18 protein-coding genes are annotated in these 20,631 nt (G+C 61.2%); 10 read left to right on the top strand and 8 right to left on the bottom strand.

The annotated features are described in order from the left end of the window. The first annotated feature begins 1 nt into the window (after position 1). Entirely contained in the window at positions 2-1,090 is a 1,089-nt protein-coding gene (locus MB02_RS16545; protein WP_067540451.1) for a sugar-transfer associated ATP-grasp domain-containing protein, read from the top strand. 3 nt (positions 1,091-1,093) lie between these two features. Continuing rightward, positions 1,094-2,362, top strand: coding sequence for a lipopolysaccharide biosynthesis protein (locus MB02_RS16540; protein ID WP_067540448.1), 1,269 nt, complete (start codon positions 1,094-1,096; stop codon positions 2,360-2,362). Between the two features lie 9 nt (positions 2,363-2,371). On the opposite strand, the gene arsB is transcribed toward MB02_RS16540, so the two are convergent. From arsB to MB02_RS16510, 6 genes are all read right to left on the bottom strand, one after another. Next, on the bottom strand, positions 2,372-3,397 hold the full coding sequence (arsB, locus tag MB02_RS16535; protein WP_067540445.1) for an ACR3 family arsenite efflux transporter: 1,026 nt from the start codon (positions 3,395-3,397) through the stop codon (positions 2,372-2,374). Further along, positions 3,397-3,909, bottom strand: coding sequence for an arsenate reductase ArsC (locus MB02_RS16530; protein ID WP_067540442.1), 513 nt, complete (start codon positions 3,907-3,909; stop codon positions 3,397-3,399). Before MB02_RS16530 ends, arsB begins: the two co-directional genes overlap by 1 nt. Beyond that, on the bottom strand, positions 3,906-4,235 hold the full coding sequence (locus MB02_RS16525; RefSeq protein WP_067540439.1) for an ArsR/SmtB family transcription factor: 330 nt from the start codon (positions 4,233-4,235) through the stop codon (positions 3,906-3,908). Before MB02_RS16525 ends, MB02_RS16530 begins: the two co-directional genes overlap by 4 nt. A 143-nt stretch (positions 4,236-4,378) precedes the next feature. Further along, on the bottom strand, positions 4,379-5,644 hold the full coding sequence (locus MB02_RS16520) for an MFS transporter (protein ID WP_235829559.1): 1,266 nt from the start codon (positions 5,642-5,644) through the stop codon (positions 4,379-4,381). Between the two features lie 116 nt (positions 5,645-5,760). Further along, positions 5,761-6,447, bottom strand: coding sequence for an SDR family NAD(P)-dependent oxidoreductase (locus tag MB02_RS16515; RefSeq protein ID WP_067540436.1), 687 nt, complete (start codon positions 6,445-6,447; stop codon positions 5,761-5,763). Between the two features lie 86 nt (positions 6,448-6,533). Further along, entirely contained in the window at positions 6,534-7,019 is a 486-nt protein-coding gene (locus MB02_RS16510; RefSeq protein WP_067540434.1) for a MarR family winged helix-turn-helix transcriptional regulator, read from the bottom strand. Between the two features lie 299 nt (positions 7,020-7,318). On the opposite strand from MB02_RS16510, the gene ectA reads away from it, so the two are divergent. From ectA to MB02_RS16475, 7 genes are all read left to right on the top strand, one after another. After that, a complete protein-coding gene (gene ectA, locus MB02_RS16505; RefSeq protein ID WP_328585429.1) occupies positions 7,319-7,780 on the top strand; it encodes a diaminobutyrate acetyltransferase in 462 nt (153 codons plus the stop codon). A gap of 27 nt (positions 7,781-7,807) precedes the next feature. After that, positions 7,808-9,109 carry a diaminobutyrate--2-oxoglutarate transaminase gene (ectB, locus tag MB02_RS16500; protein WP_067540431.1) on the top strand — a complete coding sequence of 434 codons (1,302 nt, stop codon included), beginning with the start codon at positions 7,808-7,810 and terminating at the stop codon, positions 9,107-9,109. A gap of 12 nt (positions 9,110-9,121) precedes the next feature. After that, the gene (locus tag MB02_RS16495; protein WP_067540427.1) at positions 9,122-9,523 is read left to right on the top strand and encodes an ectoine synthase; all 402 of its coding nucleotides are present in this window, start codon (positions 9,122-9,124) and stop codon (positions 9,521-9,523) included. 4 nt (positions 9,524-9,527) lie between these two features. Beyond that, complete coding sequence (gene thpD / locus MB02_RS16490) at positions 9,528-10,460, top strand: ectoine hydroxylase (protein WP_067540424.1); 933 nt, start codon at positions 9,528-9,530, stop codon at positions 10,458-10,460. Next, positions 10,460-11,866, top strand: a complete 1,407-nt coding sequence (locus tag MB02_RS16485) for a sodium/proline symporter (RefSeq protein WP_170304776.1) — start codon at positions 10,460-10,462, stop codon at positions 11,864-11,866. The genes thpD and MB02_RS16485 overlap by 1 nt, the downstream gene beginning before the upstream one ends. 205 nt (positions 11,867-12,071) lie before the next feature. Then, positions 12,072-13,496, top strand: a complete 1,425-nt coding sequence (locus MB02_RS16480; RefSeq protein ID WP_067540551.1) for an NAD-dependent succinate-semialdehyde dehydrogenase — start codon at positions 12,072-12,074, stop codon at positions 13,494-13,496. A gap of 100 nt (positions 13,497-13,596) precedes the next feature. Then, complete coding sequence (locus MB02_RS16475) at positions 13,597-16,158, top strand: cation-translocating P-type ATPase (RefSeq protein ID WP_067540418.1); 2,562 nt, start codon at positions 13,597-13,599, stop codon at positions 16,156-16,158. Positions 16,159-16,166: 8 nt separating this feature from the next. Here MB02_RS16475 and MB02_RS16470 read toward each other — a convergent pair whose 3' ends face one another. Next, the gene (locus MB02_RS16470; protein WP_067540415.1) at positions 16,167-17,180 is read right to left on the bottom strand and encodes a sodium:calcium antiporter; all 1,014 of its coding nucleotides are present in this window, start codon (positions 17,178-17,180) and stop codon (positions 16,167-16,169) included. 351 nt (positions 17,181-17,531) lie between these two features. Between MB02_RS16470 and MB02_RS16465 the strand changes: the two genes are divergently transcribed. After that, complete coding sequence (locus MB02_RS16465) at positions 17,532-19,916, top strand: TonB-dependent receptor (RefSeq protein WP_067540412.1); 2,385 nt, start codon at positions 17,532-17,534, stop codon at positions 19,914-19,916. Between the two features lie 73 nt (positions 19,917-19,989). Here the strand turns inward: MB02_RS16465 and MB02_RS16460 are convergent, their stop codons facing one another. Next, positions 19,990-20,505 (bottom strand): DUF983 domain-containing protein, encoded by a 516-nt coding sequence (locus MB02_RS16460; protein WP_328585428.1) that lies wholly within the window; start codon positions 20,503-20,505, stop codon positions 19,990-19,992. Positions 20,506-20,631: the final 126 nt, after the last annotated feature.

Raw genomic sequence — 20,631 nt, 5'->3', positions numbered from 1 at the left:
AATGCTGACGCTGAGAGCCTTTGGCGCTGCCTCTGCGGCGGCGGACAATGCGTTGATGAGCCTTTATCGCAATGCCCTGAACCGGCACTGGCCGGCGCATCGGCGGATTGGCGCCTTCCTTCTTGGCCTGGCCGGTATCGGCGGATGGTCACGCACCGAACGTGCGGTTCTTCCCCCGTCGATCCGCGCACACGGGCTGAGTATGGCCGACCGCAGGGGCATCCACCGTCTGCTCAATCCCGGAACAGCGCCGTTCACCAAAAACCCGCTGAAGAACAAACAACTCTTCGCTGAAATTCTCTCCGAGCATGGCCTGCCCCACCCGCAGACGTTCTCCGGCACACGCCGCGAACTGCAAGTCTGGCTGGCCCGGCAATCCGATGTGATTGCCAAACCGGCCTTCGGGTCCCACGGCCGCGGCATTACCCGTTGGCAACGCATGGCATCCGGCGACTGGCATACCGGCCCAATCGTGATGGACAATCACGCTCTGGCGGCATCCCTGCATCGGATCGTCAAGCATGGCGGAATTGTGCAACAGGCCCTGCGCGCCCATCCCGATCTCGAAACGATCGCACCGGGCGCCTTGCCGACCCTGCGCATCGTCACCTGCCTGGACGAGTGCAATGAAGCAGAGCCATGCGCCTGCGTCCTGCGCCTCGCCAGCCATGCAGGCCCAGTGGACAACTTCAGCGCGGGCAACCTTGCCACGCCTCTCGACGCCTCCGGACGCTGTGGCCTCGCCGTATCGATCAGGGGTGGGCAATTGACGCGATCAGCCAGTCATCCTTCGACCGGGCAGATAATTGCCGGAGTGGAAGTTCCATTTTTTTCGGATGCCCTCGGCCTCGCTTGCAAGGCCCACGCCATCTTTCGCGACAGCTTCACGGTGATCGGGTGGGACGTCGCGATTACGCCGAATGGGCCGAGCATGATTGAAGGAAACTGGAATCCGGGAACCCGGATGATCCAGCTTGCACAGTTTGCCGGTCTGGATACCACACGCCTCGGCGACCTTTACCGCCACCACCTCGCCCGTCTTTCGCCAGGGGAATGGCGCAAGGCCCCGCTCATGTCGTGGGATCGCTAGCGCATGACGATCCGGCGTGTACTCGGCAACACTGGCTGGCTGTTGAGCGGCAAAGGCGTGAATGCCGCGCTCAGCCTCATTTATCTCGCATTGGCGACACGGGCTCTGGGCCTCGAAGACTATGGCCGTTTCGCACTGGTCGTCAGCCTCGCTCAAGCCATCACCGGAATCGTGACGTTCCAGGCCTGGCAACTCGTCGTGCGCTGGGGAGCCGAGCCGCTGGCCGCTGGCCGGACGGCTGATCTGGAGGCCGTGACCGGCTTCGCTTTCGCGCTCGATCTCGCAAGCCTGGTAGGCGGCTCATTCCTCTCCGTGGCCACGATCTTCCTGGCTGGCCACCTCCTTGGCATAGAACCGGGCAGCGAGACCGCAATGATCCTGTTCTGCCTCGCCATGATGCTCACAATCCGTTCCACCCCGATCGGCATTCTGCGTCTTCACGGACGATACGATCTCGCCGCCGCAGCGGATGCCGTCACGCCGCTCATCCGGGCTGCCGGTGCCGGAATCGTCAGCCTGACGGCACCCGGGCTGGTTGCATTTCTGGCTGTCTGGGCGGTGGCGGAATTGCTCGCCTCTGCGGCGTTCTGGTATTTTGCAATGCGGCTGCAGTCGTTTCACCGGAACGACATCAGCCTGATCACCTTGCCCCGGCGGGAGCCCGGCCTCTGGCGATTTGCGTGGTCGACCAACCTTTCGGCAGTCCTCTCCCTCAGCGGCAAGCAGATCGTGACTCTGATCGTCGGTGCAGCGGGGGGACCGGCCGTCGCAGGGGGTTACCGCGTCGCATCCCAACTCGGGCAGGCCACTCTCAAGCTCGGCCAGTCGCTCGGCCGTGCGATCTATCCCGAATTGGTCCGCAACGGAGAGCATGCCGCCAAGGGCCTCGTCCGTCAGGCCACGCGGTTGAGTACCGGGGTCGCCGTGCTCACCATTGCCATTGCGCTTCTGCTGGGCGAACCGCTCATCAATCTGATAGCCGGCCCCGACTTCGCCTTCGCTGTCACGCCCATGCAATTGCTTGCGGTCGCGGCTGGAATCGAGCTGATCGGTGCGAGCTGGGAAAACCTGTTGGTCGCGCGGGGGCAGGCAGGCACGGCATTTATCCTGAGAGCCATTCCCTTCGTCGCCCTGTTCGCCAGCCTGCCCGTCATCGTCCCCCGGCTGGGACTGGATGCTGCGGCAGGTGCGGTCGCATGTGCCAGCCTGTGGGCTGTCATTTCATTCGTTCTGGCCTGTCGCCACCGGCCCGTAGCCGCGCCGGTGGCCTGAGGCAGACACTCATTCCGGAAAGCGTGCTCGCGTGCGGTTGGCGATTGCCACCAGAGAGAGCATCACCGGCACTTCCACCAGGACCCCGACGACAGTCGCCAGGGCTGCGCCACTGGACAGGCCGAACAGGCCGATGGCGACGGCCACCGCCAGTTCGAAGAAATTCGACGTCCCAATCAGCGCACAGGGCGCCGCGATGGCATGCGGGACTTTCCATGCCCACGCCGCACCATATCCGAGTGCGAAGATGCCGTAGGACTGCAACACGATCGGCACGGCAATCAGTGCGATCAGTGCAGGCTGGGCCACGATCGTCCCTGCCTGGAAAGCGAACAACAACACCACGGTCGCCAGCAGGCCTAGTATCGACGCCGGTTTGAGCCGGGCGATGAAGGTGTCGAGAGCATGCAGATCTCCGCCGAAGCGAGTCACGATCCGTTTACGCGTGAGCCATCCGGCGCCAAGCGGAACAACCACATAGAGCATGACGGAAAGCAGCAATGTACTCCAGGGAACAGAAATATCCGTCACCCCGAGCAGAAGGGCGACAATCGGTGCAAACGCCACCACCATAACCAGATCGTTCGCCGAAACCTGGACCAGCGTATAGGCCGGATCGCCTTTGGTCATCTGCGACCACACGAACACCATCGCCGTGCATGGCGCAGCGCCCAGCAGGATCAGTCCGGCAATATATTGGCGTGCTTCAGCAGGATCGATCAGGGACGCGTAGATATGCTCGAAGAACAGCACCGCCAGCGCCGCCATGGTGAACGGCTTGATCAGCCAGTTGACCACCAGCGTGATGATGAGCCCCTTCGGCCGTTTGGCGAGATCGCGGATACTTGTGAAATCGACCGCGACCATCATCGGGTAGATCATCGCCCAGATCAGTACCGCGACCACCAGATTGACCGATGCGACTTCCATCCCTGCCAACAGGGCAAAGGCGTTCGGCGCGACCAGGCCGAGCCCGAGCCCCGCAAGGATGGCCAGCGCGACCCAGATCGACAGCCACCGCTCGAACAGGCCCATCAGGCAGCTCCTTCCCGGCGCGAGAGTTCATCACCAATCGCCTGCACCCGCGTGCGCAGGCTCAGCGCATCGATGCTCGCCACAGGCAATTCGAGGAACAATTCGATCCGGCGACGCAGATAGCGGAGCGCCTGCAGGAAAGCATCATGCTGCCCCGGCCCTTCTACTGCCGCGGGATCGTCAATTCCCCAGTGGGCCGTGACCGGATGCCCAGGCCAGACCGGGCATGTTTCACCCGCGGCGTTACCGCAAACGGTGAAAACGAAATCCATGTGCGGTGCATCGGGTCCGGCAAATTCATCCCAGCTCTTCGAACGCAGGCCTTCGATTGCAAACCCCATTCCGCGCAACACATCGAGCGCCATCGGATGGACTTCCCCTTTCGGACGGCTGCCCGCGCTAAAGCCACGGAAACGGCCTTGCCCAAGCTTGTTCATCAGGGCCTCGCCCATAATGGAACGGGCGGAATTGCCAGTACACAGGAACAGGACATTGTAGATCTTGTCAGTCATCGACAGGCTCCCAACAGGGATTGGATATCGGCCGCGCAGGTCTCTCCCGCACAGCAATTTTCAAGCAGGTAAGCGACGAGCCGGTTCATCGCGGCATAATCGGCCCGGTAGATCAGGCTGCGCGATTGCCGCTCCTGCGTGACGAGGTTTGCCCGTGCCAGATGCGCGAGATGAAACGACAGCGAACTGGGGGGCACGCCCAATCGTTCGGCAATTGCCCCTGCGCTCAAGCCTTCAGCGCCAGCCTGCACCAACATGCGGAAGATCGCGAGGCGATGTTCCTGCGCCAGCGAAGCCAGCGCCGTAACGGCATCGGAAGGAGTCATAGGGTCACCTCAATGATTCGATATTTCCAATATTATCGAATCATTGAGGTGACGTCCATCCCCTCCGATTGCCGGGCAGCATCGAAACACAGTGAACCTATGAAAACGGAAATGCGGGCGGCAAACGGACAAGTCCGCGACGGCTAGGGATGCACGCCTTCCCCACGCTGCGGCATAGGGACGAACACCCGCAAGAGCACAAGCGAAACGAACAGCCAACCGGCCGCAGTCAACAACGAGAGCGGGAGGCTTTGCCAATCTGCGACCGCCCCCCATGCCCAGGCGCCCAGCGCCATACTGCCGAACGTAATGGCCTGATAAAACGCCAGGCATCTCCCAAGAATTTCCTCGGGCGAACGAACCTGCATCGCCACGTTGAGCGTGGTGAGAGCGAGAACCCAGCCAATTCCACCCAAGACGGCCGCACACAGGGCCATGGCCATGCTATGGCTGAACGCCAGAGTGATTTCCGCCGCGACGAATGCCAGAGTACCTAGGCCAATCACCTTTTCAGTGCCCAGTTTGCGCATGGCCTTCCCAACGATCAGAGCGCTCATGATCGAACTGATCCCGAACATGCCGAGCAATATACCGAAACCGATCTCACCGCCGCCCAGCTGATCCCGTACGACGGCTGGTAGCAGCGCCTGATAGGCACACAGCCCGAACCCGATCGAAGCGCCACGCAACAAGACCTTGCGGACCGGCCGTGACCTCAGACAGAAGCGCAGGCCCGCCATGATCGAAACGAACATCGGCCCCCTGACGGGGGGCGCGACCTGAGGTCGCCACCGCAACAATACGACGATCAGCAAGATATAGCTCAAGGCGTTCACCGCGAAGGCCAGGCTGATATCCCATAATGAGATCAGCAGGCCGCCCAGCGCCGGACCGACACTGCGTGCCAGATTGAAAGCAATGGTGTTGAGACTGATCGCCTGGGGCAGGTCCTCGCGCCCGACCTGAGCGCGTACAGAAGCCTGCCACGCCGGTGAATTCAGTGCGGTGCCAATTCCGACTGTCAGCGTCAAAGCCAGCAGAATGTAGGGATTGACCAGCTTTTCAAAGGTCACGAACGCCAGCAGACCCGACGCGGCGAGCATCCCGAACTGCGCAACCAGCATAACTCGCCGACGATCGAAATTGTCTGCGATTGCGCCCGCGATAACTCCGAACAGCAGCAGCGGCAAAGTTGTCGATGCCTGCACCAGCGCGATCAACCGATGCGAATCGGTCAGATCGGTCATCAGCCATGCGGCCCCGACCGTCTGAACCATGGACCCGACATTGGAAAACAGGTTGGCGATCCAGATCGCCCGAAAGGCCGGAAATCGAAACGGGCCCAAAGTCGAACCGGGCGCGGTAAACCGGCCCGGTGCCGGACGTTCGGGGGATGTCAAATCGCTCACCGGATCCCGATGGCCCTACCAGGCGATCCGGTCAAGCGGGCACCTGAGAAGGGTGAACCTTCGCAAGTGCCCTGCCGGGAGAAAATGCTCTCCCTACGTCTTGCTCTGTTCCTGCCTCAGCCTTCGCCGCCGCGGGTCACAGGGATCAACGCCCCGCTGATCGCGCGCGCTTCCGACGATGCGAGGAAAGCGATGGCATCGGCAATCGCCTGTGGTTTTACCCATTCGCTGACATCGGCGTCGGGCATATCCGCACGGTTGGTGGGCGTGTCGATAATGCTCGGGAGTACGGCATTTACAGTCACCGAACTGCCTGCCAGTTCAGCAGCGAGCGCTTCGGTCAGGCGATGCACGCCGGCTTTCGACGCCGCATAGGCCCCCATGCCGGTATCCGCTTTGATCGCGGCGCCAGCGCCGATGTTGATGATGCGGCCCGCGGCACTGGCCTTGATCGGCTCAAGCGCGGCCTGAGTGATCGTGGCTGCCGTCATCACGTTCATGGTGAACATCCGGCGCCAGCTGTCCATGTGCCCGTCGCCCAGCGTTTCCCAGGTAAAGCCGCCTGCGATATTGACCAGCACATCAATGCCACCGAGCTTGTCGACAATCTTGGCGACAAGTTGCTGGCACGCCTCGCCATCGGTCAGGTCGACGCCTGCAAAATCGAGGTCTCCACCGGACCCATCCGGTGCGGACGGCGCGAAATCGACCCGTGCAACCGTGTCCCCCTGCGCTTTGAACGTATCCGCAACGACTCTGCCCAGAGCCCCGAAACCACCCGTCACAACAACATTGCGCGCCATCGAACTTCCTTCTCCAAATTGGTCATCTATTGCCCGCGGTCCTAACTTGGACGACCGCCCCCGTCACCCCATTAACGTTCAGGCCATTAACGGTCAGGCGGCTGGATCGTCCCGGCATCAATGAGCGGCGCGGCATCGATATCGTCGGCTCCCAGCACTTCGGCCAGCCGTTCAAGCGCAGCGAGAATCATCGCCTGTTCCCACGCGGGGAGCGAACCGAAGTCGTCCCTGAACCTGTTCTGCAGCAGATCGGGTGCGTTTTCGAGGGTGGCCTTGCCGGCATCGGTTACGTGCAGCAGCATCCGCCGCCGGTCAAAATCTGCGCGAGTGCGGGAAAGATAGCCCGCCGCGACAAGGCGATCGACGATATTCGTAATGGTCGCCTGGCCGAAGTTCAGGGCGCTGGCGATACCGGTGGGGGTCGCCTCTCCACGTCGTCCCACCTCTTGCAGCACGAGCAACTGCGAAGGCGCGAGCCCTGTGGCAGCGGCAAGCTTCCGGCTGCTCAGTTCCGATGCGCGGAGAATGCGGCGCAAGGCACGCAGGGTTTCTGTGGCGATCGCCGTTTCCATAGCCGCAAATTAGCTTCTCTCCCACACATTTCCACACTGATTATATTTCGATTTTCAAAGGGTAATTTCGGGTTTCAAAGCATATCTGACAGGCTGGTGGACACTCCTGCGGTTGAAAAAACAACATATTAGGGCCATATGGCCGCGCGGCGGGGCCGACTCCGCCTTGAGGTGAACAGAATAACGCTTCGGAGGGTGAACTAATTCATAGTGACGTTGCATCGTCCGTACCGGCAGCCGAGAGTGGGCCGTCGGACACGGCAACATCCAGCAATCCGCCAATACGGTTTCGCAAACCTGTGGCGGAAGATGGCCCGGCAGTGACCGCCCTGATCGCATCCTGTCCGCCGCTCGATCCCAACTCTGCCTATTGCAACCTTCTGCAATGCTCGCATTTCTCGGACACATGCATTGTGGCGGAATGCGACGGCAAGGTCGTCGGCTGGATTTCGGGCTATCGCCTCCCTCAAGACGCCAGCCGCTTCTTCGTCTGGCAGGTTGCCGTGTCTTCGTCCCAGCGCGGACGGGGGCTCGCAGGGAAGATGCTCGACGGCCTGCTGGAGCGTGACGAAGCGACGGGCGTCACGCATGTCCTGACGACTGTCACGCGCGACAACGACGCATCGCGGGCCATGTTCCGCAACTGGGCCAACAGGCACGACGCCCCGCTCAACGAAAGCGAACTGTTCGACCGCGACCGCCATTTCGCCGGCAAACACGACAGCGAATGGCAAATCGCGATTGGGCCTCTGACGCCCTGAAACACTTATCGAGAGGAAGATACTTCCATGACGATTACTCCTAAACCGACCCGAAAACGTCCCGAAACCGCTATTTACGAGCGGAGGGAGTCCCGTGTCCGGAGCTACGCCCGCGCCATGCCACGCGAGTTCACCAGCGCCAAGGGCGCCTGGATGCATGACAGCGAGGGCGGGCGCTATCTCGATTTTCTGTCGGGCTGCTCCTCGCTCAATTACGGGCACAACCATCCCGTACTGAAAGAGGCTTTGCTCGACTATATCGCCAGCGACGGCGTTACCCACGGCCTCGATCTGTACACGAGCGCCAAGACCGATTTCCTCGAAACATTCGAAAACGTCATTCTGAAGCCGCGCGGGCTCGACTACCGGGCCATGTTTACCGGGCCGACCGGCACGAACGCGGTTGAAGCAGCGATCAAGCTCGCGCGGAAAGTGACCGGACGCGAAATGGTGATCGCTTTCACCAACGGATTCCACGGCATGACTCTGGGCGCCCTCGCCTGCACCGGCAACGCCGGCAAGCGCAGCGGCGCGGGTGTGCCGCTCAACCATGTCTCGCATGAACCGTTCGACGGCTATTTCGGCCCTGATGTCGACACTGCGGAGTTGCTCGAGCAGCGTCTGTCCGATCCTTCCAGCGGACTGGATGCGCCGGCAGCGATCCTCGTCGAAACTGTTCAGGGCGAAGGCGGCCTCAATGTCGCATCGCCTGAATGGCTCCGTTCGATCGCCAGGATCGCAAAGCGCCATGGCGCTTTGTTGATCATCGACGACATCCAGGCCGGTTGCGGCCGCACCGGCAGCTTCTTCAGCTTCGAATCCATGGGCTTTACGCCCGACATCGTCACTTTGGCGAAGTCCCTGTCCGGCATGGGCCTGCCGTTCGCGCTGACGCTGTTCCGGCCCGACCTCGATATCTGGTCCCCGGGCGAACACAACGGGACTTTCCGCGGCAACAACCACGCGTTCGTGACCGCCACTGCTACCTTGCGCCATTTCTGGCAGAACGACTCATTCGAGGAAGACATCGCAAGGCGCTCTGAAATCCTCGGGGATCGTCTGTCGACTATCGCCAGCAGGCACGGTCTCACGACTTGCGGGCGCGGGATGATGCAGGGAATCGACATGGGCGACGGCGAAACCGCCAGCGCCGTCTGCGCCCAGGCCTTCGAACGCGGCCTGGTGATCGAAACCAGCGGCGCGCACGATCAGATTGTGAAGGTTCTTGCCCCGCTTACCATCGAGGACAGCGAACTGACCGCGGGCCTCGATATCCTCGACAAATGTATCGATCTGGCCATGTCCCCGGTGCTCGGGGCGGCCGCATAAGGAATTCCAGACATGCTTATCCGAACCTTGCGCGAAACTCGCGCTTCCGACCTCAACGTAAAGTCAGACGGGTGGGAGAGCGCCCGCATGCTGTTGAAAGACGACGGCATGGGCTTTTCGTTTCACATCACGAAGCTCTACGCCGGTTCCGAACTGAAGATGCACTATCAGAACCATCTCGAAGCGGTGATGGTTCTGAAGGGCACGGGCACGATCGAAGATCTGGCCACCGGTGAGACGCACGAATTGCGGCCGGGCACCCTCTATGCCCTGAACAACAACGACCTGCATATCGTCCGCCCCGAAACGGACATCCTGACGGCCTGCGTGTTCAATCCACCGGTCACCGGCAAGGAAGTGCATGACGAAACCGGCGCTTATCCGGCCGACCCCGCATTGGCGGAGGAGGCCTGAAGGCATGACGGATCAGTCTCCGATCGACCTTTATCCATCGCGCTTCGCCGCGCGGCCGGAGCGGCGCGAGCGGATCGACCCCGTTTTTCATGGCCAATGGCACGAAGGGGCTCCGTTGAGCGCCGAACAAGCCGCCAGCTTCGACCGTGACGGCTTCCTCGTCCTGCCGGAAGTCTTCACGGAAGAGGAAGTGACCCTGCTCCAGCAGGAGGCCGGTACGCTTCTGGGCGATCCCGCCACGTTGGACGATGAAACGCTGATACTCGAACCCGGAAGCGACGAAGTGCGTTCGATCTTCGCGATCCACGAACAGAGCGCACTGATGCGTCGGCTGGCGGAAGATCAGCGCCTGGCAGGCGCCGCTTCGTTCCTGCTGGATGACGAAGTCTACGTCCACCAGTCACGCCTGAACTACAAGCCGGGCTTTCAGGGCAAGGAATTCTACTGGCATTCCGACTTTGAAACCTGGCACGTGGAAGATGGCATGCCGCGCATGCGGGCCTTGTCGATTTCCGTCCTGCTGGCGGAAAACACACCGAACAATGGCCCGTTGATGCTGATCCCCGGATCACATCGCACATACCTAAGTTGCGTCGGCGAAACGCCGGAAGATCACTACAAGCAATCGCTCAGGAAGCAGGATTACGGCGTTCCCGACGAATATAGCCTTGCCGAACTGGCGACAGAGCACGGCATTACCGCACCGGTCGGCCTGCCCGGCAGCGTCGTGATCTTCGACTGCAACGTCATGCACGGTTCCAACGGGAATATTACGCCGTTTCCGCGCTCCAACGCGTTTTTCGTCTTCAATGCGGTATCCAATCGGCTGGTGAAGCCGTTCGGGCCCGAAAACCCGCGTCCCGACTTTATCGCCTCGCGCAAAGTCACTCCCATAACCCCGGTCGACGGACCGCTTGCCGGGGCAGATCGCCGCTGATGGTCATTGCCAGTTTCCTCGGGTTCCTGATCCTCTTTCTCGGAATCGGGCTCGCTTCGGCCAGACAGGCCCGAGGGGACAGGCAGGACTATTATCTTGCAAGCCGGACGGTTTCGCCAATGTTCGTCGGGCTGTCGGCAGTTGCCACGAACAACAGCGGCTACATGTTCATCGGAGTGATCGGCTACACCTACGCCGTCGGCCTCGCCTCCATCTGGCTCATGTTCGGGTGGATCGCCGGGGATTTCCTCGCCTCCCTGTTCATTCACAGGCGTCTGCGCGTTGCGACCGAACAAACGGGCGAAGCCTCGTTCGGTGCCGTACTCGCACGCTGGAACGGGACGGACATGCAGGCATGGCGCCGCATTGCCGCGTTGGTCACAGTGTTATTCCTGGGCGCCTATGCGGCGGCGCAGATCGCCGCCGGCGGCAAGGCCCTCGAAGGGGTGCTGGGCTGGGATCGCACGACCGGTGCATGGATCGTCGCCGCGATGGTGCTGGCCTATTCCATTGCCGGCGGAATACGTGCTTCCATATGGACCGACGTCGCACAAAGCGCGGTCATGGTCATCGCCATGGCCATTCTCGTATTCGCGGGCGTGTCGGCACTGGGTGGCATAGGTCACACGGTTGCCGAATGGCAGGCAATCCCCGGCTATTTCGACCTGACACCGCCGGACCTCATCACGCCCGGTCTGCCCGGCCTCGCCCTGTTCATTCTCGGATGGCTGTTCGCCGGGCTGAGCGTAATCGGCCAGCCTCACGTCATGGTCCGTTTCATGGCACTGGACAACGCCACCCATATGACATCCGCGCGGGCGTGGTATTACGGCTTCTTCACGGCCTTCTATGCCCTTGCGACTATGGCCGGAATGCTCGCGCGCCTGCACCTGCCCCAACTGGGCGGGCTCGACCCGGAAATGGCCTTGCCGACAATGGCACGCCATTTGCTGTCGCCGTTCCTGGTCGGCGTAATTTTGGCCGGAGTCTTCGCGGCGACCATGTCTACGGCTGACTCGCTGGTGCTGAGCTGTTCCGCCGCACTTACACACGATCTCCTGCCCGAACGGATCGAACATCCGGCCTTGATGAAACTCGCCACTGCCGGGGTCACGATTCTTGCACTTGGTATCGCGATTTCCGACAATTCGAGCGTATTCGATCTCGTCATCCTGGCCTGGTCGACACTGGCCGTCACTTTCGGTCCACTGCTGATCCTGCTCGCGATAGGCCGACAGGTGAGCCAGATCCGCGCCATCATAATGATGCTGGCTGGAATTGGCGTTGCGCTCGCCTGGCGTCAGGCGGGCCTGCAGGACATGCTCTACGAAGGTTTGCCGGGAATGTTCGCCGGTCTGCTGGTCGGCCTGCCATGGTCGAGCCGGGCCATGCGGGTCGGCCTCTAGAGAGCCATCGCCGCGCAATCTCCATATGCACCGCGCAGTATCCAGACCGCGACCGTTGCCTGTCGCCCCAAGGCAATAACGCAATAGCGACAGGGCCTTCACACGCCCCTCCGATGGCCTTACCCTTTTGCCGAGGGCCAGACGCGTCCTGGCCCCAGTGATCAAGCTCTGCCGCGCGCCCAGCAACCAACCGTCCGAGGCCACCATGTATCCTGCAATTCAATTCCTGATCGATGGCACATGGCGCGATGGCGTCGGCGATGCCGAGCCGGTGCTCAATCCCGCCACCGGGGCCTCGCTCGGTGACTGCCCCATGGCCACGGCGCAAGTCCTTGATGAAGCACTGGCTGCGGCCGAAGCCGCTTTCAAATCCTGGCGCAAGACGGCTGCGATCGACCGGGCACGCATCATGGGAAAGGCCAGCGACCTGTTACGGGAACGGGCCGACCGAGTGGCCGAAGTGCTGACCCTGGAACAAGGCAAGCCGATCGGCGAAGCCCGGACGGAAGTCATCTATGCCGCCGACGTCATCGAATGGTACGCGGAAGAGTGCAAGCGGACATACGGGCGCATTGTCCCCGGCCGGGTTCCCGGCACTCGCCAACTGGTGATGCAGGAACCAGTCGGCGTAGTCGCCGCTTTCTCACCTTGGAATTTCCCGGCACTGACCCCGATCAGGAAAATCGCGGGGGCCATCGCGGCAGGATGTTCGATCATTATCAAGCCATCCGAGGAAACACCGGGCACATGCGTTGAGATGGCCCGATGCTTCGTCGAAGCGGGGCTTCCTGACGGAGTGCTCAACGTCGTATTCGGCCAGCCCGCCTTCGTCTCCGAACATTTGATGAAATCGGATACGGTCCGCAAGATCTCGTTCACCGGGTCCGTGCCAGTGGGCAAGCTGCTGATGCGGCAGGCAGCAGACACTCTCAAGCGTACGACGCTGGAACTGGGCGGCCACGCGCCCGTGATCGTGTTCGATGATGTCGATGTCGAAAAGACCGTCCAGAGCCTTGTCGCAGGCAAGTTCCGCAACGGGGGGCAAGTGTGCGTTTCCCCGACCCGGTTCTATATCCAGCAGGACATCTACGAACCTTTCGCCGCCCGCTTTGCGGAATTGGCATCCGCGTGGAAAGTCGGCCCCGGAATAGATCCCGAAAGCCAGATGGGCCCGCTGGCGAACCCGCGCCGCGTGGACGCGATGGAAGACTTCGTCCGCGATGCGCGCGAAGCGGGGGGCAAACTCCTTACCGGGGGAAGCAAACTGGGCAATCAGGGGTTCTTCTTCCAACCGACGGTCATCAAAGATCTGCCCGATACCTGCAAGCTGATGACGGACGAACCGTTCGGCCCGATTGCCCCGATCGTCCCCTTCCGGACGTTCGATGAAGTCATCGAACGCGCGAACGCACTGCCGTTCGGCCTGGCTTCCTACGCTTTCACTCGTTCACTCCAGACCAGCCAGGCGGTTTCGGACGCAATCGAGGCCGGGATGATGGGTATCAATACACTCGCTATTTCCACCCCTGAAACACCGTTCGGCGGGGTAAAATATAGCGGCCATGGGCGCGAAGGGGGGATCGAAGGATTGGAAGCGTATATGAATTTGAAATTCGTCGCCTCCGCCTGACGGCGATGTCCGGGCCCGCTCTGCCGCTCGGCAGGAATCATCCAAGGCCCGGAAATCGCCTTGAAACCGCGATGCACAACCAGCAAACTGATTGTGCGATATGACGGATCGTTTTTCCCAGCCGAACCAGAGAGGCCTTTCCCCGGCGGAAGCTTCCGCACGCTTGGCAACTGACGGGCCGAACGAGCTTCCCGGCGGCAGGCGGCGTTCGGTCTTCGGCATTATCTTCGGCGTGTTGCAGGAGCCGATGCTGCTGTTGCTGCTGGCCGCAGGACTGATCTACCTCCTGCTTGGCGAATTGCATGATGCACTGATCCTGATGGCGTTTGCCGGGCTGACCATTGTCATCGCCATTGTTCAGGAAGCGCGCACCGAACGGGCGATAGACGCCTTGCGCGATCTCAGCATGCCACAGGCCACTGTTATCCGTGGCGGTCGGAAACAGACCATTCCATCGCGCGAAGTGGTTCGGGGCGACCTGCTCGCCATTGCGGAAGGCGGGCGTGTCGCTGCCGATGGCTGGATCATCGAGGCCGATGCCCTGCAAGCGGACGAGGCCATTCTGACCGGGGAATCCATTCCCGTCGCCAAGATTCCGGTCGATGGGGCGGAACCGGACCACCCGCCTCTGCCGGGTGGGGACGACGTTCCCTATGCCTATTCGGGTACGCTGGTCGTGCGCGGGTCCGGGCTGGTTCATGTTGCCGCTACCGGCCCGCTCACCCAGATTGGCGCAATCGGCCGGTCGCTGGCGACGCTGGAAACCGAAACCCCTCGTCTTGCGCTTCAGACCCGCAAGCTGGTGCGCTGGTTCGCGGTTGCCGGGCTCGGCGTCAGTTTACTGGCAGTGCTGCTTTACGGGTTGCTCAGGGGCGGATGGCTGGATGCTCTCCTGTCCGGCATTGCCTTGGCAATGTCGCTTCTACCGGAAGAGTTGCCGGTAGTGCTGACCCTGTTCATGACCATGGGCGCGTTACGCATGTCACGCTCGCGAGTGCTTGCGCGCAAGGGTACGGCAATCGAAACGCTGGGCGCCGCCACTGTCCTGTGTACCGACAAGACCGGGACATTGACGCAAAACCGCATGGAAATCGCCGAGCTGCGCCTGCCGGACGGGACCGCCCTCTGCCCCGCGGAAAATGGCGCGACTTTTTCGGAAAAGTTCGCCCGACTTGCCCGCACCGGCATCCTTGCCTGCCCGGAAGATCCCTTCGACCCCATGGAAAAGGCATTTCATGCCCTGGCCAGACAGCATCCGCAGGCATCCCTGCAGGATCATATGGAAAACGGCTGGGCCCTGCACCATCACTACGCACTGGCACCGGAATTGCTGGCCATGTCACAAGTGTGGGACACCGGCGACCAGGCAGACCGGATCGTGGCCGCGAAGGGTGCCCCGGAAGCGATCGCGGACCTTTGCGGCCTTGCCCCAGCAGAACGACAGGCAATGTTGGACGCAGTGTCCGACATGGCCAACCACGGCTTGCGCGTACTTGGCGTTGCCGAAGCGCGCTGGGACGATAGCGCGCTGCCGGAAAGCCAGCGGCGGTTCTCATTCTCTTTCGCCGGGCTCGTCGGACTGGCCGATCCCGTCCGCGACACCGTGCCCGCCGCCGTGCGGGAATTACAGGAAGCCGGCATCCGCGTCGTCATGGTGACAGGCGACTATCCGGCTACGGCCAGCGCCATCGCCGCCCAGGCAGGCATCGCCGCTGGCGAGGTCTTATCCGGCCCTGAAATGACGGAAATGGGCGATGCCGAACTCGCCCGGCGGATCGGCTCCATCACCGTTTTTGCGCGGGTCATGCCGGAACAAAAGCTGCGCATCGTGCGGGCGCTCAAGACTGCGGGTGAAGTCGTCGCCATGACAGGCGACGGCGTGAACGATGCGCCTTCACTGAAGGCCGCTCATATCGGTATCGCAATGGGCCAGCGGGGGACGGACGTAGCCCGTGAGGCGTCGTCCATTGTCCTGCTCGATGACGACTTCGGCACCATCGTCACGGCGGTCCGGCTGGGACGGCGAATATACGACAATATCCACAAGGCGACCGGCTTCATCTTCGCAGTTCACCTGCCTATCGGCGGACTTGCCATCGCCCCACTGCTCACCGGTTGGCCCCTTATCCTCGGGCCGGTCCACATTGCTTTGCTGGAGATGATTATCGACCCTGTCTGTTCGCTGGCATTCGAGGCGGAACAGGAGGAGAGCGACATCATGCGACGCAAGCCACGCGATCCTGCAAGCCCGCTGGTAACACGCGGGCTTGCCGAATGGTCGGTGGCACAAGGCGCAACTGCGCTGCTTCTCCTGCTGGCACTTGCTGCCTGGGCCAACCTTTCCGGTATGGGAGAGGAAATCGCCAGGGCGACATGTTTTGCCGGTCTGATCGCTGCTGTTCTGGTTCTCGTCCTCGCCAACCGCACCTTCCGGACGGGCCACGGGGCCCATCGCAAAGGGCACAACCTTACCCTTGCCATTATCCTCGGCGTGACGGCCACGATCTATATGCTGCTGTTTCTGGTGCCGCCGGTTGCCGGGGTTTTCCGCTTCGCCGTCCTGCAACCCGCCGGTGTTGTCGCCGTGGCTTTCATGGGCTCAATGCTCATCCTCGCGCTGGCCCTGATGAAGAGACGTTTCCGCACTGCCCTCACCCGTTGAGAGCGCCCTCAATGCCCGTGCAGATAAATGGCATAGGAACTGAGCAGATAGACCGCGAGCAGCGAGAGGCTGATCCAGCCGATCACACCAAAAAACCGGTTTCCCGGCCGATATAGCAGCCCGACAATCAGGATTCCGGCCATGATCGCACCGGCAAAGGCCGTAACAGCATGAGCTGGCGAAACGGCGGAAAACAGGGATCCTTGGCTATAGCCAATGTCGTCGATGGCAATCACCAGGATCACGAACAGATTACTGCCCAGAAGATTGCCGATCGCCATATCGGCTGAGCCGAGCCGAAGTGCGGTGATCGTCACGACCAGTTCGGGCAGCGAAGTTGCCGCCGCTACAAACAGCGTCCCCACGAACGTCGTCTTCCATGCCATCGCTTCGGCCACGGCAAGTCCGGCAAATGGCAGCGCCGCGCCGCCCGCGCCGATTACCAGAGCCGCCAGGCAATAGCGGACGACAGAACGGCGCAGCGTTTCCTCTTCCTGCGGCGGCCGTACTGGTTCGCTGGCGCTGAGATGCGGGCGCCGTTCGTAGAAAAAGGCGGCGCGCATCGCCACGATGTAAAGCAGGATCAGGAACGGTGAATAGACGCTGACATGGCCGATCCGGAAATCGAGCCCTTCACGCGCCACCAGCACCAGAGCCCCGACAAAGCCGATCAGGATCACCCCGAAACCTGCCGTCAGGATGTGGCCCTGATCGATCCGCCGCCAAACCGGCTCGTCCCGCGACAGGGCGTCGAGCACGACGAGCATGACAAGATTGAAGATGCAGCTGCCCAAGGCGTCGCCCATGGCGATGTTCGGTGCATCGGCCAGCGCAGACGCGCTGACCCCGGTGTACAATTCAGGCAATGATGTGGCCGTGGCCAGCATCACCAGCCCTGCCCAGCTATGAGACATGCCGGTCAACCGGGCGATCCGTTCACCATTGCGCGTCAGGATCGGCCCGGCAACGCCGATAACCGCCATGCAGGCAGCGAACTGAAGCCAGGCGAGTACGATTGCCATCTCCGCATGGCCTACCGGAGATCGAGCGCGATTTCCAATGGGTAGCGCACAAGGCGCAATCGCCGCGTCATCACCCTATCGCGATCCGTCTCCCCGTTTTTCAGTCTCGCTCTCCCTGCAGCCGGGGAGCGCATTTCAACCGCGTTGATATGAAATTTTCATTCATGAAATTGTTGTAATATTGCATGGATCAGGTCCGATAAATCACACCATATCTGACAATATAACCATTTGAGACATATCCAGCGCGCTTTGGCGGGGACGGGCCAATAGGGTATTTTGTTGCCCGTCTCCGTGCTTCAAAATGCCGACAAATCAAAATGAACATAAAACATCTCAGGAGAGGGCAAGATGAGAATACTTACACGTTATGGTGCCATAAGCTTGGCCGCGCTGGCTTTTTCACAGGCGGCCTACGCACAGGATGGCAACGCCCCCCAAGCCGACACCACCAGCCAGGGCCTGCAGGATATCGTGGTGACGGCGCGGCGTTCGAGCGAATCCCTGCAATCGGTGCCCGTTGCGGTTACAGCGCTTTCCGGCGAATTTCTTGAACGGCAGAACGTGACTGATGCCACGTCGCTGCCTCGGCTGGCCCCCAGCCTGACCATCGAACAGCAACCGTCCAGCCTGTCGGCAGCATCGATCTTCATTCGCGGTATCGGCAACAACGAACCATCCGCTGTGTCCGAACAGGGCGTGGGCGTCTATCTCGACGGCGTCTATCTGGCCCGTGCGGCCGGTGCTGTCTTCGATCTGCTCGATCTCGAACGCGTCGAAGTCCTCCGCGGCCCGCAAGGTACACTGTTTGGCCGCAACACCATCGGCGGTGCATTGCAGCTGGTGTCGAAGAAGCCGACCGACGAGTTCCACGCCACCGCGAAGGCAGGTTTTGCCCGCTATAACGACTGGTATGTCCGCAGCCGGATCGACACCGGTTATATCGGCAATTCCCCCATCAAGGCTTCCATTTCCGCCCAGCACCGCGAAGCGAACGGGTACACCAACAATACGCTGACCCCGTCTTCGAAGGATCCTGGCTCTCTGAATGCCGACACCTTGGCCGTCGCGTTGCAGGCCGACCTGAGTGACCTGACCATCAATTACAATTTCGACTATGACCATCGGCGCGGCACGCCTGCGTTCTTCCAGATGGTTGCGACCACCCCCAGCTATGCGGACTATTTCGGCCAGTCCGAGAGCCTGGGCGGAGCGCCGTTCGTAGTCGACACGGTGCGGCGCCAGGATGTTCAGCAGGCTGGCTTCGTCGATCGCAAGGGGAATTACCGTTACGATTCGATCACCCGCGTTCAGGGGCACAGCCTGACGCTCAGCTACGAAGCGATGCCTGAGCTGACGATCAAGTCGATCACGGGTTATCGCAAGTTCTTCCAGGACACGACACTCAACCTCACCGGCAACGGGACGTTGAAGGGTGTGGTACTGGATTTCGATTCACCCACGCTGACATCGGTTCAGACCGTGGTTCCCTATACCGGCAACAACGCACCGCAGAAGCAACACCAGTTCAGCCAGGAATTCCAGGCGCTGGGTACGGCGGGCGACTTCAGCTATCTGTTCGGTCTCTATTACTTCTATGAGAAGGCTTCGGAATATAACCGTCAGGCGTTGACTGCGGTTCTGCCCGTCTCCGCCCTGGCCTATGCCGGATTCGAGCCTGAAACCGCCGACGCGGTAGCCGCACTCAATCCTGGTCTCGAAAACGTCGGCCTTAACCTCTTCCCGGTTCAGGCATTTGGCGGAACTGCGAAGTCGAAGGCCGTATTTGGTCAGGTAAGTTGGAAACCGTCCGCCCTGGATGAAAAGCTCGAACTGACGTTGGGCGGGCGCTACACATCGGACAAGAAAACGATTTATCTGGCCGGGGATGTCAATCCGGTGCTCCGTGGCAAGGTGAAGTATGACAACTTCTCCTGGCTGGCTTCGCTATCTTACAAGTTCTCGCGCGATGTGATGGCCTATGCCCGCGTTTCTACCGGCTACCGCTCGGGCGGGATCAACCCGCGCGCTTCGGTCATCAATACCTTCGAACCGGAAAAAGCGACATCATACGAAGTCGGGATCAAGTCGGAACTGTTCGACCGCCGGGTTCGCTTGAACCTTGCCGCCTATATCACCGACTATGACAACCTGCAGATTCAGCAGTTTGCAGCCGGATCAGCCGGCGCCACTTCACTGATCGTCAATGCGGGCAAGGTTCAGCTCAAGGGCTTTGAGGCCGAAGCAGCCATCATGCCCTTACCTGGCCTGACGATTGACGGATCGGTCGGCCATGTCGATACCAACTACAAGACGTTCCTGTTTCGCGACCCCAATACGAATGACATCGTCGATGTCGCGGATATTGCGAAGCCGGCTTATACCGCCCGCTGGACTGCAAGGATCGGTGGTGAGTTCGAACAGCCGCTGGGCGACGCGACCGCCCGGCTGCGGGTGGACTATTCCTACCGCACGTCGATGTACGTCAATGCGCTGGACCTGACGACGCCGTTCAACGAAAACATCAAGTCGCCGCCGGACAACAATCTGAGAGCGCGTCTGTCGATCGAAGACATTCAGTTGGGTGGTTCGACACTGGAAATCGGCGTGTGGGGCGACAACCTCACTAACGAGAAGATCCTGGTCTATGGCATCGACTTCGGGTCGCTCGGCTTTGCCGGTGCGACTTTCAAGAAGCCGCGCACATATGGCGTCGACGCCAAGATCAGCTTCTAAAAGCAGGTCCAATACAACAGCCTTCGGGCCCGGAGCGGGACGACAACCCGCTCCGGGCCCGAATTGCTTGTATTCACTTCAGGTGTTCCGGAACTGGCTCGTCTATGGTTTCCCTCGTTTCCGGCTTGTCACGCTGGAAACCATGCATTTCAAACCACCACTGCATTGCGATGATCCCGCCCTTGGCCGGCTGCAAAGTGGCAATGATGAGCAGTAACGCCAGCGTGACTGCAATCGTTGCAAGCGCCCAGACGGGCAGCTGCGTTTCCTGAACCAGCCCGATGATAACGGGCGCCATGACATGGCCGGTCACCAGAATGGAGACATAGGCAGGAAAATCGTCGGCACGCTGCGGCGTCCAGTCCTGTCCGCATGCCGGACAGGTATCCACTGGCTTGAGGAATTTCCTGAACAGCCGCGCACCGTTGCAGCGCGGGCACCGGCCCTTCAATCCCCGGAGAATGGCTGCCCATACGCTATGCGGTGGCGGCATGGCCACGAGGCTGTCCGGCTCGTGGGCAGCAGCGGATACCGCCACTGCGTCATGGCCGGCATTCTCCCGATCGAAGGGCCTGGTAACTTCAGGCATCCACGGTTCCAGGTGCGGCTTGTTTGACGCTATCGTCGACGTGGTCTTCGAACTGGGCGAAGTTGTCGACGAAGAGCTGGACGAGTTTCTGTGCGGTGGCGTCGTATTCGTCCTTGTCCGTCCAGG

The sequence above is a fragment of the Croceicoccus estronivorus genome, from assembly GCF_001625325.1.
In the GTDB taxonomy this organism is placed as follows: domain Bacteria; phylum Pseudomonadota; class Alphaproteobacteria; order Sphingomonadales; family Sphingomonadaceae; genus Caenibius; species Caenibius estronivorus.
Note: the sequence above shows the minus strand (reverse complement) of the source record. Positions and strands in the feature narration are given on the sequence as shown.

Bases quoted from the DNA above. Each gene is read 5' to 3' on its own strand.
- MB02_RS16515 (WP_067540436.1), bottom strand. From the start codon at position 6,447: ATGGCGCGCAATGTTGTTGTGACGGGTGGTTTCGGGGCTCTGGGCAGA.
- MB02_RS16465 (WP_067540412.1), top strand. From the start codon at position 17,532: ATGAGAATACTTACACGTTATGGTGCCATAAGCTTGGCCGCGCTGGCT.
- MB02_RS16485 (WP_170304776.1), top strand. From the start codon at position 10,460: ATGGTCATTGCCAGTTTCCTCGGGTTCCTGATCCTCTTTCTCGGAATC.
- MB02_RS16480 (WP_067540551.1), top strand. From the start codon at position 12,072: ATGTATCCTGCAATTCAATTCCTGATCGATGGCACATGGCGCGATGGC.
- MB02_RS16495 (WP_067540427.1), top strand. From the start codon at position 9,122: ATGCTTATCCGAACCTTGCGCGAAACTCGCGCTTCCGACCTCAACGTA.
- MB02_RS16545 (WP_067540451.1), top strand. From the start codon at position 2: ATGCTGACGCTGAGAGCCTTTGGCGCTGCCTCTGCGGCGGCGGACAAT.
- MB02_RS16470 (WP_067540415.1), bottom strand. From the start codon at position 17,180: ATGGCAATCGTACTCGCCTGGCTTCAGTTCGCTGCCTGCATGGCGGTT.
- MB02_RS16460 (WP_328585428.1), bottom strand. From the start codon at position 20,505: ATGCCTGAAGTTACCAGGCCCTTCGATCGGGAGAATGCCGGCCATGAC.
- ectB (WP_067540431.1), top strand. From the start codon at position 7,808: ATGACGATTACTCCTAAACCGACCCGAAAACGTCCCGAAACCGCTATT.
- MB02_RS16530 (WP_067540442.1), bottom strand. From the start codon at position 3,909: ATGACTGACAAGATCTACAATGTCCTGTTCCTGTGTACTGGCAATTCC.
- MB02_RS16525 (WP_067540439.1), bottom strand. From the start codon at position 4,235: ATGACTCCTTCCGATGCCGTTACGGCGCTGGCTTCGCTGGCGCAGGAA.
- thpD (WP_067540424.1), top strand. From the start codon at position 9,528: ATGACGGATCAGTCTCCGATCGACCTTTATCCATCGCGCTTCGCCGCG.
- MB02_RS16510 (WP_067540434.1), bottom strand. From the start codon at position 7,019: ATGGAAACGGCGATCGCCACAGAAACCCTGCGTGCCTTGCGCCGCATT.
- MB02_RS16475 (WP_067540418.1), top strand. From the start codon at position 13,597: ATGACGGATCGTTTTTCCCAGCCGAACCAGAGAGGCCTTTCCCCGGCG.
- arsB (WP_067540445.1), bottom strand. From the start codon at position 3,397: ATGGGCCTGTTCGAGCGGTGGCTGTCGATCTGGGTCGCGCTGGCCATC.
- MB02_RS16540 (WP_067540448.1), top strand. From the start codon at position 1,094: ATGACGATCCGGCGTGTACTCGGCAACACTGGCTGGCTGTTGAGCGGC.